The organism is Cryptosporangium sp. NPDC048952, assembly GCF_043197895.1.
Lineage (GTDB): Bacteria > Actinomycetota > Actinomycetes > Mycobacteriales > Cryptosporangiaceae > Cryptosporangium.
The window spans coordinates 31,690-46,392 of sequence record NZ_JBICTY010000009.1 but is presented as its reverse complement, the minus strand read 5'-3'; the positions used below and the strand labels follow the sequence as shown (position 1 = coordinate 46,392).

At 71.2% G+C, this 14,703-nt stretch carries 12 protein-coding genes; 4 read left to right on the top strand and 8 right to left on the bottom strand.

Annotated features, from left to right (window positions below; translation table 11 throughout):
• Window position 1: 1 nt before the first annotated feature.
• Window positions 2–2,038: a hypothetical protein gene (locus tag ACGFY5_RS39705; RefSeq protein WP_392729169.1), complete on the top strand. Its 2,037-nt coding sequence runs from the start codon at window positions 2–4 to the stop codon at window positions 2,036–2,038.
• A gap of 4 nt (window positions 2,039–2,042) precedes the next feature.
• Here ACGFY5_RS39705 and manA read toward each other — a convergent pair whose 3' ends face one another.
• The 6 genes from manA to ACGFY5_RS39675 are packed head-to-tail and all read right to left on the bottom strand — an operon-like array spanning window position 2,043 to window position 7,350.
• Window positions 2,043–3,221, bottom strand: a complete 1,179-nt coding sequence (gene manA / locus ACGFY5_RS39700; RefSeq protein ID WP_392729166.1) for a mannose-6-phosphate isomerase, class I — start codon at window positions 3,219–3,221, stop codon at window positions 2,043–2,045.
• On the bottom strand, window positions 3,205–4,197 hold the full coding sequence (locus ACGFY5_RS39695) for a cation diffusion facilitator family transporter (RefSeq protein WP_392729165.1): 993 nt from the start codon (window positions 4,195–4,197) through the stop codon (window positions 3,205–3,207). The genes manA and ACGFY5_RS39695 overlap by 17 nt, the downstream gene beginning before the upstream one ends.
• Window positions 4,194–5,333, bottom strand: a complete 1,140-nt coding sequence (locus ACGFY5_RS39690; protein WP_392729162.1) for an SIS domain-containing protein — start codon at window positions 5,331–5,333, stop codon at window positions 4,194–4,196. Before ACGFY5_RS39690 ends, ACGFY5_RS39695 begins: the two co-directional genes overlap by 4 nt.
• A 46-nt stretch (window positions 5,334–5,379) precedes the next feature.
• Window positions 5,380–5,565 carry a Trm112 family protein gene (locus ACGFY5_RS39685; protein ID WP_392729160.1) on the bottom strand — a complete coding sequence of 62 codons (186 nt, stop codon included), beginning with the start codon at window positions 5,563–5,565 and terminating at the stop codon, window positions 5,380–5,382.
• The gene (locus ACGFY5_RS39680; protein WP_392729158.1) at window positions 5,562–6,944 is read right to left on the bottom strand and encodes a phosphomannomutase/phosphoglucomutase; all 1,383 of its coding nucleotides are present in this window, start codon (window positions 6,942–6,944) and stop codon (window positions 5,562–5,564) included. The genes ACGFY5_RS39685 and ACGFY5_RS39680 overlap by 4 nt, the downstream gene beginning before the upstream one ends.
• Before the next feature lie 52 nt (window positions 6,945–6,996).
• Window positions 6,997–7,350, bottom strand: coding sequence for a DUF3499 domain-containing protein (locus ACGFY5_RS39675; protein ID WP_392729155.1), 354 nt, complete (start codon window positions 7,348–7,350; stop codon window positions 6,997–6,999).
• Window positions 7,351–7,541: 191 nt separating this feature from the next.
• Between ACGFY5_RS39675 and ACGFY5_RS39670 the strand changes: the two genes are divergently transcribed.
• Together ACGFY5_RS39670 and ACGFY5_RS39665 are read left to right on the top strand one after the other, a co-directional pair.
• Window positions 7,542–7,940, top strand: a complete 399-nt coding sequence (locus ACGFY5_RS39670; RefSeq protein WP_392729153.1) for a metallopeptidase family protein — start codon at window positions 7,542–7,544, stop codon at window positions 7,938–7,940.
• 111 nt (window positions 7,941–8,051) lie between these two features.
• Window positions 8,052–9,119, top strand: a complete 1,068-nt coding sequence (locus ACGFY5_RS39665; RefSeq protein WP_392729151.1) for a hypothetical protein — start codon at window positions 8,052–8,054, stop codon at window positions 9,117–9,119.
• A 121-nt stretch (window positions 9,120–9,240) separates the two neighbouring features.
• Here ACGFY5_RS39665 and ACGFY5_RS39660 read toward each other — a convergent pair whose 3' ends face one another.
• Window positions 9,241–9,498 carry a WhiB family transcriptional regulator gene (locus tag ACGFY5_RS39660; protein ID WP_035857741.1) on the bottom strand — a complete coding sequence of 86 codons (258 nt, stop codon included), beginning with the start codon at window positions 9,496–9,498 and terminating at the stop codon, window positions 9,241–9,243.
• Between the two features lie 337 nt (window positions 9,499–9,835).
• Here ACGFY5_RS39660 and ACGFY5_RS39655 point away from each other — a divergent pair, with 337 nt between their 5' ends.
• Complete coding sequence (locus tag ACGFY5_RS39655; protein ID WP_392729149.1) at window positions 9,836–12,016, top strand: ATP-binding protein; 2,181 nt, start codon at window positions 9,836–9,838, stop codon at window positions 12,014–12,016.
• 39 nt (window positions 12,017–12,055) lie between these two features.
• Here ACGFY5_RS39655 and ACGFY5_RS39650 read toward each other — a convergent pair whose 3' ends face one another.
• A complete protein-coding gene (locus ACGFY5_RS39650; protein ID WP_392729147.1) occupies window positions 12,056–14,695 on the bottom strand; it encodes a bifunctional FO biosynthesis protein CofGH in 2,640 nt (879 codons plus the stop codon).
• Window positions 14,696–14,703: the final 8 nt, after the last annotated feature.

Sequence of the window (14,703 nt, the reverse complement as noted above, 5' to 3'; positions counted from 1 at the left end):
GATGGCAACGATCAGCGACGCCCTTCCGTATGGCTTACGCGAAGACGCCGCGGTGCTCGCTGCCCTGCGCGAGGGCAACAGCACTGAATTCGACGCCGTGCCAGGAACACGAGCGAGCTGGGCCGGTGGGTTCCGGCGGCACGCCTCCGATTTTTCTGACGGGTTCTCCCCCGGTGGGCTGAACGCCCTGTTCGACCGTTACCACCAGTGGGCGTACGGGCTGTTCATGCGGACGCTCCGCGATCACGACAACGCCACGCTGGCCCTTGGGCAGGCGCTGGGCAACGTGGCCTCCGCGCGGTTGGCCCGGCCGGAGCAGCTGCGCCTTGCGGTGGCGCGTGCGGCGTACGAGCACGGTCTGCGGGTCGGTGAGGGTCGCAGCCGGATGACGCGCGTGCGTCGGACGCCCGACACCACCACGCAGCTGCTGGTCGGGATCATGGACGCCGGGGGCGACGGTGAGTTGCGGCGCCTGGTGTGGCGCGCGATGGAGACTTTGTCGTACCGCGAGCGGCTGTTGTTCGAGCTGGAGTGGCACGACCGGTTGGACTCCCGTGAGCTGGTTCACGTCATCGGTGGACGCAACGCGCAGGCGGTGCTCGACCGGGCGCGCGACCGGATCCGCGCGACGCTGACCACTGCGGTGGCGGTCTGGTACGGCAGTGAGCGATGCATGGATCTGCGGCGTCTCGTGCGGCACGCCGGTGCTTCCGAGGGGCGTCCTGGATCGATGCGGAGTGTCATCGAGCGGCACCTTTACGGCACGCGTGGCGAGTCCGGGTGTGCGATTTGCGCCGACAGCCAGGACAAGTACGCGCTGTCGGTGCTCGGGGCGGCGTTGCCGGTGTTCGTCGTGCCGGAGGTCCTGCGCGATTCCGTGATCGAAATCGCCCTCGAGTACCGCCGAGGCCTTCGCGCGGCCCCCCTCGATCACCCCACCTTCACCCCGATCGCGGTACCCCCTCTCTCGGCCCCGGCCGAGCCAACGGTGGCCGGGCCGACAGTGGTCCTGCCGACGGCCGCCGCCGAACCGACGCCACCGGCCGCTACGCCGGCTCCGGCCGCTACGCCGGCTCCGGCGGCCGCCGGAGCTGCTGCGGCCAGCGGACCGACCGGACCGGCCGGACCGGTCGTCGCCGGTGGGGCGGCGGTGGACGCGGGTGCAGGAGTGGACGCCGGGGTGGCGGCTGCTTCGGCGCCCACGGTCATGACCGGGGGGCTCGCGGCGGCTCTGAGCAGCGTCTACGGGCCTCGGCCGAAGGTGGAGGCGCGCGGTGGCGAGGCGGTGGACGGCGTCACCGTGCAGCACACCGAGCTGCCGACCTCGATCAATCGCGTCGTCTCCAAGCAGCAGAGCGTCCCGAACACTCAGTCGCCCTACTCCGGTTCCCCCTGGGGCGCACCGGAGACGCTGCCTCCGAGCAACGCGTACCTCCCGCCCGCCCCGGCGCAGCCGACGAACGTCGTCTCGATGCGCCGTAAGCGCATCGCCGCCGGCGCGGTGGCCGCCGCAGCCGCGCTGCTGTTCTCGTTCAGCGCGGTGATGCTCGCCCAGAACCAGGTCTCCGGCGACCCGTCGGACGTCCTCGCCGCCGCCACCCCCAGCGAACGTGTGGGCGGAGGCGCATCCGAAGGGCCGTCACCGATCGGCGACCCCCCGGACAGCCGGACCAACGGCAACGAGCCGGAGCCCGGCAACTATCAGATCGACACGAACGCCGGGAACGAGTACCCGGTCCCGATCCCGGAACCCCGCACCAACGACAAGACGACGCCCGGCAGCCCGTCGACGAAGCCGCCGACGAAGTCGCCGTCCACGAAGCCCACCACGCCGTCGCCTTCGGTCACCACGCCGAGGCCGACCCCGTCGAAGACCACACCGGAGCCGACGCCGACCGAGGACGAGGACGACCCGACGACGCCTCCGCCGGACGACGACCCGACCACGACCCCGCCGACGAAGGCACCCACCACCCCGCCGGCGTCCCCGACGGTCCCCCGCACGTCGACCCCGTCGACCATCACGATCCCGGCGTAGAGACTCAAGCTCCGGTCGTCGCCTGGAAAACCGTTCCGCTCCCGGTCACCGTCACACTGCGGCGGCCGGCCGGCACGTACCCCGCCTCACCCCCACGCAGCTCCACGGGCTCGGTGCCGTCGTCGACGGTCACCGTCCCGTCGAGGCAGAACAGGATCCGCGGCCCTTCCGATCCGAGCGACGCCGCACCCCCGGCCTCGTCGAGCACGACCCGGGTCAACGCGAACTCCGGCACCGGCGGCGCCCATACCCGCACGCCCGGCCCCGGCTCCGCGGCCGGGAACGGCGCAGCGGGCATCTCCTCGAACCGCACGACCCGCAGCAGCTCCTGCACGTCCACGTGCTTGGGCGTGAGGCCACCGCGCAACACGTTGTCGGAGGCAGCCATCACCTCGACACCGAGCCCGTGCAGATACGCGTGCAGCACCCCCGCCGGCAGGAAGATCGCCTCCCCCGGCGCCAACTCGAGCCGGTTGAGCAGCAACGCCAGCACGATTCCGACGTCCCCGGGGTACTGGTCCGCGAGTGACACCGCCAGCTCGTACTCGGCCGACGTACGCGCCTTGCGGCATGCGTCCGCAAACGAATCGGCCACCTGACCGGCGTCGGGAAGACCGAACAGCCCAGCCACGAACGCACGCAGACCCGAACCGTCGGGCGAGGCGCGCAGCGCATCGACCAGCGCGCGCAGCGCGGGGATCTCCGCGACGACCGGCGCGAGCACCTCGACCGACCGCGACGGCGAGCGGAAGCCGCAGAGGGCGGAGAACTCCCCCACCGCGCAGATCAGCTCGGGCTTGTGGTGCGGGTCCACGTAGTTGCGCCGCGGATCGCCGATCGGCGGCCCGGCGGCCTGCTCGGCCGCGAACCCGGCCCGCGCCTGCGACTCGCTCGGGTGCGCCTGCAGCGAGAGCGGTGTCTCGGCGGCGAGCAGCTTCAGCAGGAAGGGCACCCGGGCACCCTGCGCCGCCGGTCCCAGCTCGCGCTGGGGATCGGCGGCGACGAGCGCGTCGAGACCACGCTCGACGCCGTCCCGGGTGAGCCGCGACGGCGCCGACGGATGGCCGCCCATCCAGAGCTCGGCCTCCGGCTCCGCGCTGGGGACCGGGCGACCCTGCACCCCGGCGATCGCCGACCGCGAACCCCAGGCGTACGTCCGGATCGGGTTAGTGAGCAGCTCCATGGGTGGCGCCCTCCTCCGCCGCCGGAGCGGCCTCCTCCGCCGACTCGGACTTGGTCTTGCCCGCGTGGTAGATGTCGGGCTCCAGGTAGATGACCCTGGCGACCGGCACCGCGGACCGGATCCGGGTCTCCGCGGCGTCGATCGCGTCGGCCACCTTGCCCGCGGTGTCGTCGTGGTGCACGGCGATCTTGGCCGCCACGAGCAGCTCGTCGGGGCCGAGGTAGAGCGTCTTCATGTGGATGATGCGCTCGACGGTGTCGCCGTCGGACGTGATCGCCTTCTCGATCTTCGCCAGATCCTCGGCGTTCGCGCCTTCGCCGAGCAGCAGGCTCTGCGTCTCGATCGCGAGGAAGATCGCGACGGCCACGAGCAGCACGCCGATCATGATCGTGCCGACGCCGTCCCAGATGCCGTTGCCGGTCGCCAGCGTGAGCCCGACGCCGAACAGCGCGAAGACCAGACCGAGCAGCGCGGCGGTGTCCTCCAGGAGGACGACCGGCAGCTCGGGCGCCTTCGCCCGGCGGATGAACGTGATCAGCGACGACGAGCCGCGCGACTTGTTCGTCTCCCGCATCGCGGTCGTGAACGAGTACCCCTCGAGCGCGATCGCCACCAGCAGGACCGCGATCGGCACCCACTGCCAGGAGTGGAACGCCTCGGGCTCCTTGATCTTGTGGTAGCCCTCGTACAGCGCGAACAGCCCACCGACGCTGAACAGCACGATCGAGACGATGAACGCGTAGATGTAGCGCTCGCGTCCGTAGCCGAACGGGTGCTCGGGCGTCGCCGGTTTCTTCGCCCGACGACCGCCGAGCAGCAGCAGGAGCTGGTTGCCGGAGTCGGCCAGCGAGTGGATCGACTCCGCGAGCATCGACGAGGAGCCCGTCAGCAGCCAGGCGACGAGCTTGGTGAGGGCGATGCCCAGGTTGGCGATCAGGGCCGCGATGATGGCCTTGCCGCCGCCTTCAGTGCTCACGCGTTCGTCCGCTCCTTCAGTTCGGACACAGCCCGAACCGCGATCGGGTCGAGGCCGTGCAACAGGGCCAGGTAGACCGACGCGAAGTCGGGCACCGCGATCAGCGACGCCAGTCGCTCGAGCTCGGACCCACCCTCCGCGTTCAGTACGCTGACGCCTATACCCCGTTCCCGGGCCAAATTCTCAATCGCAGTGGCACGAGCTGCGTCGACCTCGGATTCGCCGTCGTCACGCAGCAGCACCAGGCGCAGTTTGGTGGAGCCCGCCGAGTCGACCCGGTCGGCGAAGAAGTCGTCGGCGTCGTCGGCGAGCGAGCCGAACACACCGTCGATCAGACCGACGCGACCGCGGCCTGCCTCGACCAGGTTGCCGGCGATGGCGGGGTAGCGCGCGTTGGCGGCCAGCTGGTCGGCGAAGCGGTTCGCGGCGACCGTGGCCAGCGCCGACGTGCCCCAGACCACCGGGATCGTGTTGGCCAGCTCGATCGCCAGCGACTTGCCCTCGTTGACGAACGACTCGGCCGTCGGGCGGCAGCGGTCGGCGTCGTTGTCGAGGCGGGTCGCGGTCTCGGCGAAGTCGGCCTCGGCGACCTGGCACATGCCCAACCCACGCCCGGCCAGCAGCACCGGGGCGGCGAGCGACCAGAACGCCACGCGCGCGGGGCGGCGGCGCGGCACCGGGACGAACAGCGCCCGGGCCCGCTCGGCCATCGACTGCAGCTCGCTGTCGGGCGCGCCGATCGCCACCAGGCGGGCACCGCGGTGCATGGCGGCCTCGGCGGCGGCCAGCGCCTCGGGGCTGCGGCCGGACGCGGAGACCGCGATCACGACGTCGGCGGCACCCACCCAGCCCGGCACGCCCCGGCTGCGGTGCAGGATGACCGGCACCGGGCAGCGCGGGCCGGCGACGGCGTTCAGCACGTCACCGGTGCGCGCCGCGGTGCCGACGCCGGCCACGACCAGCGCACGGGGACGGATCTCCTCGGACAGCACGTGCAGACCGGCCTCGGCGGCCAGCGAGACGGCTTCCCGCAGCTGGGGGCCGGCACCGGCGGTGGCACGGAGCATCTCGGCCGGATCGGCACCGGACAGGACGTCGGTGTCGTCGAGCCGTGTCTCGTCGATCTGAGCTGTCATTTGGCGTCACCCCGGAGGTTCAGTCGGGCCTCGCCGAGGCCGGACATCATTCGGCGCCACCGGAGCGGTGACGGGCCTCGTCGAGCAGGAGCACCGGGATGCCGTCCCGGATCGGGTACGACCGGTCGCAGACCGTGCAGGCGAGCTCGTTCTTCTCCTCGTCGAGCCGCAGCGGTGCGTGGTCGTCGCTGGGGCAGGCCAGGATGTCCAACAGGGCCGAATCGACTGTCACGATTCCTCCGGGGTTGAGCGGACCAGTGCCAATACCTGGTCGCGGATCTCGGTCATCCGTTCCGGCGTGGCCGCCTCGACGTTGAGGCGGAGCAGCGGCTCGGTGTTGGATGCCCGCAGGTTGAACCACGCACCGTCCGAGAAGCTGACGGTGGTTCCGTCCAGTTCGTCCACCTCGGTACCGGGGAAGGACGCCAGGACCTTCCGAGTGGCGGCGGCCTGGTCGTCCACGACCGAGTTGATCTCGCCGGACGCCACGTACCGCTCGTACCCGGCGCCGAGCGTCGAGAGCGGCGCGGTGTCCGAGCCGAGCGCCGCCAGTACGTGCATCGCCGCGAGCATGCCGGTGTCGGCGCGCCAGAAGTCGCGGAAGTAGTAGTGCGCGGAGTGCTCGCCGCCGAAGACGGCGTCGCTCTCGGCCATCTGCGCCTTGATGAACGAGTGGCCCACCCGGGTGCGCACCGGATTCCCGCCGTGCTCGCGCACGATCTCGGGCACCGCGCGCGAGGTGATCAGGTTGTGGATGATCGTTGCGCCGGGATTCTTCGCCAGCTCGCGGACGGCGACGAGCCCGGTGATCGCGCTCGGGCTGACCGGCTCGCCGCGCTCGTCGACGACGAAGCAGCGGTCGGCGTCCCCGTCGAACGCCAACCCGATGTCCGCCTTGTGCTCGACGACGGCCTTCTGCAGGTCGACGAGGTTCTTCGGGTCGAGCGGGTTGGCCTCGTGGTTCGGGAAGTCCCCGTCGAGCTCGAAGTAGAGCGGGACGATTTCCAGCGGTAGGTCCTGGCCGAGGACCGTCGGGACCGTGTAGCCGCCCATGCCGTTGCCGGCGTCGACCACGACCTTCAGCGGCCGGATACCGCTCAGGTCGACCAGCGACCGCAGGTACTGCCCGTACTCGCCGAGCAGATCGACGCTGGAGATCTCGCCGACGGTGCCGACGGGTGTGATGCCGTCGGCGAGTAGCTGTTCGGCGGTTTCCCTGATAGTGGTCAGCCCGGACGCCTGGCCGATCGGCGTCGCCCCGGCCCGGCAGAGCTTGATGCCGTTGTACTGCGCCGGATTGTGGCTCGCGGTGAACATCGCGCCCGGCAGGTTCAGGTGCCCGGCGGCGAAGTAGAGCATGTCGGTGGAGCCCAGGCCGGACTCGACGACCGAGAGGCCCTGGCTCATGGCGCCTTCGGCGAAGGCCCGGGACAGCGGCACCGAGCTCTCGCGCATGTCGTGCGCGGTGACGATCGAGGTAGCGCCCTCACTGCCCACGAGCTGGGCGAACGCGGCGCCCAGCGCTCGGGCGACGTCTTCGTCGAACTGCTCGGGTACTACGCCTCGGACGTCGTACGCCTTGACGAGGCCGGACAGGTCAAACGAGGACACAGAGCGCGCTCCTTCGATGCGGTGCGATGCTCGCGAGCCTAGCCGGGCCGCCTCAACGGGGATTCGGCAGAGCGCGCAAGTGCCCTCGGCGTCCGACCTGCGGCGCACCGTCCTTCGCGGGCTCGGCGGACGCCGGGCGGGCCGCCTCGCGCACCGCGTCGGCCAGCGCTGCCAGGTCGTCGCTGCTCGGCGGCGGGGCCGCCCAGTCGCCCTCGGCACGCACCAGGTCCCAGCCCTTCGGCGCGGTGAGCCGTTCGGCGTGCCCTTCGCAGAGATCGTAGGTATGCGGTTCGTGCGAAACGGCGAGTGGACCGATGACCGCAGTGGACTCCGCGTACACGTAGGTCAGCGTCGCCACCGCAGGCTGGGAACAGCCGTTCTTTGAGCAGCGCCGGTGAGACCTCACGGCGGAACGGTATCGGGCGGCGGGCTCCTGCGCCAACGGTCGGCTCCGGCGTGGCGGGTGTGTCGTGCATCAACCGGGGTGAAACGCCCGGCGCAACGCCTCGCCGCGGGCACTATCCTTCTGGCATGCCCCCTGCCGCCGAGCACCGGCGCCGACCTGGCGCGTCGCGCCGCGATCGACGTGGTCGAGGCATGCGCGGACGTCTGGTCCCGGCCACCGTTCCCCTCTCCCGCAGCCGCGCCCAGATCTTCGACGACCTCGTGCTGGACGCCGTCGAGCACCTCGAACCGCGCTGGTCCACCCAGCTGCGTGACGTCGAGTTCGCGGTCGAGGACGTGCCACCGGAGCTGCCGTCGTACGACTCGGACGTCCTGGAGGACGGCAACGTGCCGCTGGCGCGGCTGCTGCCGGGGCGCGACGGCGGACGCGGGCGCAGCACTCCCCCGCGCATCGTCGTCTACCGGCGCCCGCTCGAGGCGCGCGCCTACGACCGCGAGGATCTCGCCGACCTCGTGCACGACGTCGTCGTGGAGCAGGTCGCGAACCTGCTCGGCCTCGACCCGGACGACGTGGATCCGCCCGGGCACTGATCGGTCGGATCTTGACCCCGAACGGCCCTCTTCGCAGGTAACCCGGCTCGGCGATGCCCGGCGACCAGCATCATGTAATCCGAACCGTATTCACGTTTCGGGGAGACCGGAATGACCTCCGCGCCGACGAGCTACCGCGGCCGGCACGAAATCGCCCGCCGCGGCAACCGGCTCCCAGTGCTTTCCCCGCGGAAGGCACCGCGCCGGTGGCCGGCGTCGCTGGTCGTCGTCGCCGCCGCGGCACTGGCCTACGCCGGCGCGTACCGCGCGGGGTCGCTGACCGCACCGCCGCCGGACGCGGCCGAGTCGTCGCTGATCGAGGCTGCAGAATCGCTGACCCGAATCACCGTGGAGACCGCGGGCGCCGTGCAGATCGCGGCCTGGAACACCATTTGGGACGACCCGCTGGCCGGCGCCCGGGCGCTCATGGTCATGGCCTCGGTCGCCACCGTCCTGGCCACCGGGGCACTGGCCCGTCGGGTCGGGCTCAGCCTCCCGGCCACCGCGCTGGCGACAGCCGTCACCGCCGCGCTGCCGTGGGCGCTGGCCGGACACCGCCTGGTGCTGCCGGTCAACCTCGCCGTTCCCTGGGTGCTGGCCGCCGCGCTGTTCGCGAGTTCGCGGGGGCGATGGCGCCTGGTAGCGGTGCCGTGTCTGCTCCTCGCGGTGCTGACCGCGCCGCTCGTCGTCCCGATGGCAGTTCTGGCAGTTGCGGTTCTGCTCGCCGACCGTGACCTCGCGGCCGGTTGGCCGCTGTCGAACCGCCTGGCGGGGGTCGCGATGCTCGGTGTGCTCACGGCCGGCCTGTTCGCGGTCGTCGCCGGTGCCGGCTTCGGGCTCCGGCAGCCCGCCCCGGACGTTTCTCCGTCGGTCGTCGACCTGGTCGTGGGTGGCGGTATCGCAGTGGGTGCGGCGATCGGCACCCTCGTGCGCTGGCTGCGACCGTTCGCGCTGGTGGTGCTCGGATGCGCGGTGGTCGCCGCGGTGGCCGGTCCGAGTCGGACGGCACTCCTGCTGCTGGCGCTCCCGGCCGCGGCTCTCGTGCTCGGTGCTGCTGTCGACGCCGGGGCGGCAGCCGGCCTCGGCAGACACGTCCGGCCGACACCGGCCCGCACGACGCTCGCCACGGCCGCGGTGCTCGTCGTCGGCGTGGTTCTGATCGCGACGGTCCACAACTGAGAGTGGCGGACGGGCTGAGCCCGTCCGCCACTGGCGTTTCCGCAGAAGCTGAGTAGACAGTCGAATCGATCGGCGACCTGATCCACCCCCGGTCAGTCGCACACGAGACCGTCGGGTGTGGTCAGATGACCCGCTTCTTCAACTTGCGCCGTTCGCGTTCCGACAGGCCGCCCCAGATACCGAAGCGTTCGTCGTGCGCGAGCGCGTACTCCAGGCACTCCGCCTTGACCTCGCACCCGGTACAGATGCGCTTGGCCTCGCGGGTCGAACCGCCCTTCTCCGGAAAGAAAGCTTCCGGGTCCGTCTGCGCGCAGAGCGCGCGATCCTGCCACTCAGGTGCGTCACCGGTCACTAGATCGGTGATCACTTCTGCGGCCACTTCCCTGCCTCCTCCACTCGTTACGCCGGCCGCGCGGCTGGCGCGTCGAACCCCCTGTGGAAGGTGATATTGACTATCCCCATTGGGAATTACACGCGTGTAATGCCGGTCCCGTCAAGAGACATTTTGATCCGATATGTGCATTTTTATCACGTGTCAGCCCGGGTGAGGGAACCCACCCCGGCAAAAAGGGTCGAACGCACCCCCACCGGGAACGCGCGTCCCCGCAATTTGCACGCCCTTACAGCACGCAACCGCCCGTCCCGCGATGGTCGTTTACCAAAACGGGCAAACAGGGCTTATTGTGCGGAGTAACACCAGCATGGGGGGTGCCGGGGTGGATCGACCGACGAGCGGCTACTGGCCCAGTCGAGACTCGGTGCTGGGCGCACCCGACCGGATCTCGGCCGTCGAACGCGCGCACGCACTGGCGTCACGATGTCTCGCTGATCAGCTCGCGCGGCTCGTGGCCGAGGCCTGTGGGGCGCCGAACGCGCTGATCTCGCTGGTGCACATCCAGCGTCAGTTCGTGCTCGGGTCGTTCGGCGCGGGACGCAGCGGCGCGGGTCCGGCGGAGATTGCCGGAGAGCGGTCGCTCTGCGAGGCGGTGGTCGCGGCCGGGATCCCGATCATCGTCTCCAACGCCACACAGGACCGGCGGTTCGCCGACACCGCGGCGGTCCGCAAGCACGGGCTGAACGCCTACGTCGGCTTTCCGATCCGGGATGCCGACGACCTGGTGGTCGGCGTGCTCGCGATCGGCGACCACCTGCCACGGGAGTGGTCGGCGCGGCAGCTGACCGTGATCGACGACGCGGCGCAGCTGTTCACTGCCGGTCTCGCGGGTGAGATCGACCGGGAGCGCCGCACGACCCCCGTACCGGACACCATCGCCGAGCTCACCACCGACGGCCTCGACGAGCTCCACTCGTTCACCGACGGCCTGCTCACCAGCCTCCAGACCGGCGTCGCCGCCTGCGACCGCAACGGCCGGCTGGTCGTGTTCAACCAGGCGCTGCGCAACATGCTCGGCGTCGAGGACGGCGACCGCACGGACGTCGAGCCCGACGACTGGCCGGGTGCGCTGCACCTGTTCCACCCCGATCGACGCCTGTTCAGCGCCGACGAGGTGCCGCTGCGGCGGGCCCTGCGCGGGGAGCGCCTGCGTGACGTCGACGTGCTGGTTCTCGCGCCGGGGCGGCGTCCGCGCGTGCTCTCGATCAACGGCCAGCCGGTCGTGGACGTCGTCGGCGACCGGGTCGGTGCGGTGATCACCGCCGAGGACATCACCCAGCGCCGCCGGACCGAACAGCTCCAGGCCTGTGAGCTCGCTGCTGCCCAGGCACTCGTCGACACCACCGACCTGGCCGAAGCGAGCGCGAACGCGCTGGCAGCGATCGGTGAGTGCCTGCACTGGCCGCACGCCGAGCTCTGGCTCGCCGACGAGCTGTCCGGGGCGTTGGCCCCGGTCGCCCGCTGGGACCAGCCCGGACGGGCACCGATCCCCCGCATGCCCGACCACGTCGACGCCGGCGCGGGGCTGACCGGCAACGTGTGGAAGACCGGGAACCCGGTCTGGGTGCCCGACATCGCGTCCGGGCCGCTCGCCGACCCGGTCGCGGCCGGCTGCGGGCTGCACGCCGCCCTCGCCGTGCCGGTGCGCAGCGGCGAGAAGACGATCGGCGTCCTCGCGTTCTTCTCCGCGCACACGGAGGAGCCGGAGAGCTCGCTGATCGCGGTGCTGCTGGGCATCACCGCGCAGATCGGCCAGTCCCTGGAACGCCGCCGGGCCGAGAGTTACGCCGCCCGGTTGGCCCGCTCCGAGGAGGAGTACATCGCGCTGGTCGGCCATGAACTGCGCACGCCGCTGACGTCGATCGCGGCCTACACCGAGCTGCTGCACGAGTCCGACGACGACGAACCGCTGGGTAACGTCCGGCCGCTGCTGGAAGTCGTCGAACGCAACACGCGCCTGCTGCTCGCGATCGTGGAGAACTTGCTCGACCTGGCCGCGCTGGACTCCGGGCACACGATGCTCGATCTGGTGCCCACCGACCTCGCGACGATCGTGCGGGAGGCCGTGGACGCCTACCACGACCTGGCCGAGGAGAACGGCGTCCGGATCCAGGCCGAACTGCCGACCGACGCACCGCTGGTCGCCGACCCCGAGCGGCTGCGTCAGGCCGTGGACCACCTGATCGACAACGCGGTGCGCTACAGCCCCGACGGTGGTGACGTCGACGTTTCGCTGGACCTGGCCGGTAACGCGCTGGCGTTGACGGTCAGCGACAGCGGGATCGGCATTCCGGAGAACGAGCTGGAGCTGGTCACGCGTCGCCTGCGGCGGGGAAGCCGCAGCACCGAGCGCAAGATTCGCGGCACCGGCCTGGGCCTCGCGATCGCGACCACCGTGCTGGCTCGGCACGGCGGCACGTTGACGCTGCGGTCCGGCGGAGAGCACGGCACGACTGCCACGGCCCGCCTGCCGCTGCGTCCGCCGGTGGCCGCTGAAGGTTGAACACTTTGGTGGCCTGTAGGCCACCAAAGTGTTCAGGCCTCACGCCAGACTGAGGGTGGGTCGCGACGGAACCTCGCCGTAGGTGGTCGTCCGCTGGCGGACGGGGCGGCCAGCGGCCGCTGCCATCGCGGTGAGCTCTTCCACGCTCCGCTCGCTGCCGTTCTCGGAGCCGGCCATGCGGCTGATGGTCTCCTCCATCAGGGTGCCGCCGACGTCGTCGGAGCCGCCGTTGAGGATCTGTACGGCGCCGTTGTCGCCGAGCTTCACCCAGGAGCACTGGATGTGGTCGATCCGGCCGTGCAGCGCCAGCCGGGCCAGGGCGTGCACGGCCCGGTTCTGGGCGTTGGTGGGGCCGGGCCGGGCGATGCCGGCAAGGTAGATCGGTGCGTTGTGGTGCACGAACGGCAGCGGGACGAACTCGGTGAAGCCGCCGGTCTCGTCCTGGATCTTCGCCAGGGTGCGGAAGTGTCCGAGCCAGTGCCCGGAATGGTCGACGTGCCCGTACATCATCGTCGACGAGGAGCGAATGCCCAGCTTGTGAGCTTGCGTGACGATCGAAACCCACTCCGCCGCGGGGAGCTTGCCTTTGGTGAGCACCCAGCGGACCTCGTCGTCGAGGATCTCGGCGGCGGTGCCGGGGATCGTGTCGAGGCCGGCTTCCTTCATCATGACGAGCCAGTCGTGCACCGACATGTTCGCCTTGGCGCTGGCGGTGGCGATCTCCATGGGGCTGAACGCGTGCACGTGCATGCCCGGCACCCGCTGCTTGACCGCGCGCACCAGGTCGGCGTAGCCGCGGCCGGACAGCTCGGGGTCGATGCCGCCCTGCATGCACACCTCGGTCGCGCCGACCGTCCAGGCTTCCGCGGCGCGGTCGGCGACCTCGTCGTGGGACAGGCGGTACGCGTCGGCGTCGGTGCGGCGCTGGGCGAACGCGCAGAACCGGCACCCGACGTAGCAGACGTTGGTGAAGTTGATGTTCCGGTTCACCACGTAGGTGATCGCGTCGCCGTTGACCTGTTTGCGCAGGTCGTCGGCGAGCTTGGTCAGGGTGTCGAGGGCTGCGCCCTCGGCTGCGAACAACGCCAGCGTCGCGTCGGTGTTCGCCTCGTCGAGCAGTGCGGCCGGGTTCTCTGCCGCAATGTCCAGACCTTTGCGGACGTCGGACGCGAGCCGCTCCGGGGCGCCGCGCCCAGGGGTGACCGCCGACGCGTCAGCCGTCGGCGCAGCGGCCCCGAGGCCGGCGGCGGCGTGTTCGGCCACGGCGTTCCAGTCGCCGTAGACGGTGGAGAAGTCGGTGCGGCGGTCCTCGGTGCGGCCGGTCGTGTCGATCGTCGTGCCGAGGTCGGCGCGGCCCATCGTCTCGAGCAGTGCGGGATCGGGCTCCTGCCAGGGGCGTCCGACCGGCATCGCGGCTTCGTTCGCGAGCCCGGTCTCGGGGTCCATGAGCGCGTGCAGGTGGGTCGCGACCCGCGGGTCGATCCACGGCTCGCCGGCCAGCGCGTACTTCGCGTGGGCGGTGAGGCGCTCGCGCAGCTCGAACCCGGCGGCTTTGCTGCGGCGGGCCAGCTCCTCGATCTGGGGCCACGGGCGCTCGGGGTTGACGTGATCCGGGGTCACCGGCGAGACGCCGCCCCAGTCGTCGATACCGGCGCGCAGCAGGAGCGCGTACTCGTCCTCCGTGCTCTTGGCCTCAAGTGTGTGCAGGTCGTCGAGCAGGTTCGGCGGCGCCTGCAGGCGCATCTTCGGGCCCAGCACCAGCCGGGCGGTGGCCACCGTGGCCAGGAAGTCCTCGAAGTCCGCGTCGGGCTCGTTGCGCATCGCGGTGTCGGGCTTGGCCCGGAAGTTCTGGATGATGACTTCCTGGATGTGCCCGTACTCCCGCGCCGACTGACGGATCGCGAACAGGGAGTCCGCCCGCTCCTCGTGCGTCTCGCCGATGCCGACCAGGATCCCGGTCGTGAACGGCACACCGACGCGACCGGCGTCGGTCAGGGCGCGCAGGCGGACGGCGGGCTCCTTGTCGGGCGAGCCGTAGTGCGGGCCGCCCGGCTCCGACCACAGCCGGGTGGCCGTGGTCTCGAGCATCATGCCCATGCTCGGCGCGACCGGCTTGAGCCGCTGCAACTCCGCCCACGACATGACACCCGGGTTGAGGTGCGGAAGCAGACCGGTCTCCTCGAGCACCGCGATCGCGAGGGACCGCACGTAGTCGAGGGTGGATCCGTAGCCGCGGGAATCGAGCCACTCCCGGGCCGCCGGCCACCGCTCCTCGGGGCGGTCGCCGAGCGTGAACAGGGCCTCTTTGCAGCCCTGCTCCGCCCCGGCCTTCGCGATCGCGACGACCTCGTCACGGTCGAGGAACGTGTGCGGCACCTTGTGCGGCACCGTCGCGAACGTGCAGTAGTGGCACCGGTCCCGGCACAGCCGGGTGACCGGGATGAACACCTTCCGCGAATACGTGACGATCCCGGGACGGCCGGCGTCCACCAGACCCGCGTCCCGCACCCGGGACGCGATCGTCAGGAGTTCGTCCAGCTGATCGCCGCGGGCGCGGAGCAGCGTCGTGGCCTCGCCCGGGTCGAGGCTGACGCCGTCCCGGGCTCGCCGCAGAGCGCGTTTCAGTCCTCGGTCATCCGGGCTGCTCGTGGGGGTATTCGGGCGCGTGACCTCGACCATGTCGGCCA

What these genes read in the sequence shown, in the direction of transcription:
- ACGFY5_RS39705 (WP_392729169.1), top strand. Translation starts at nt 2, where the DNA reads ATGGCAACGATCAGCGACGCCCTTCCGTATGGCTTACGCGAAGACGCC.
- manA (WP_392729166.1), bottom strand. Translation starts at nt 3,221, where the DNA reads ATGGAGCTGCTCACTAACCCGATCCGGACGTACGCCTGGGGTTCGCGG.
- ACGFY5_RS39690 (WP_392729162.1), bottom strand. Translation starts at nt 5,333, where the DNA reads ATGACAGCTCAGATCGACGAGACACGGCTCGACGACACCGACGTCCTG.
- ACGFY5_RS39670 (WP_392729153.1), top strand. Translation starts at nt 7,542, where the DNA reads ATGCGCGGACGTCTGGTCCCGGCCACCGTTCCCCTCTCCCGCAGCCGC.
- ACGFY5_RS39665 (WP_392729151.1), top strand. Translation starts at nt 8,052, where the DNA reads ATGACCTCCGCGCCGACGAGCTACCGCGGCCGGCACGAAATCGCCCGC.
- ACGFY5_RS39650 (WP_392729147.1), bottom strand. Translation starts at nt 14,695, where the DNA reads ATGGTCGAGGTCACGCGCCCGAATACCCCCACGAGCAGCCCGGATGAC.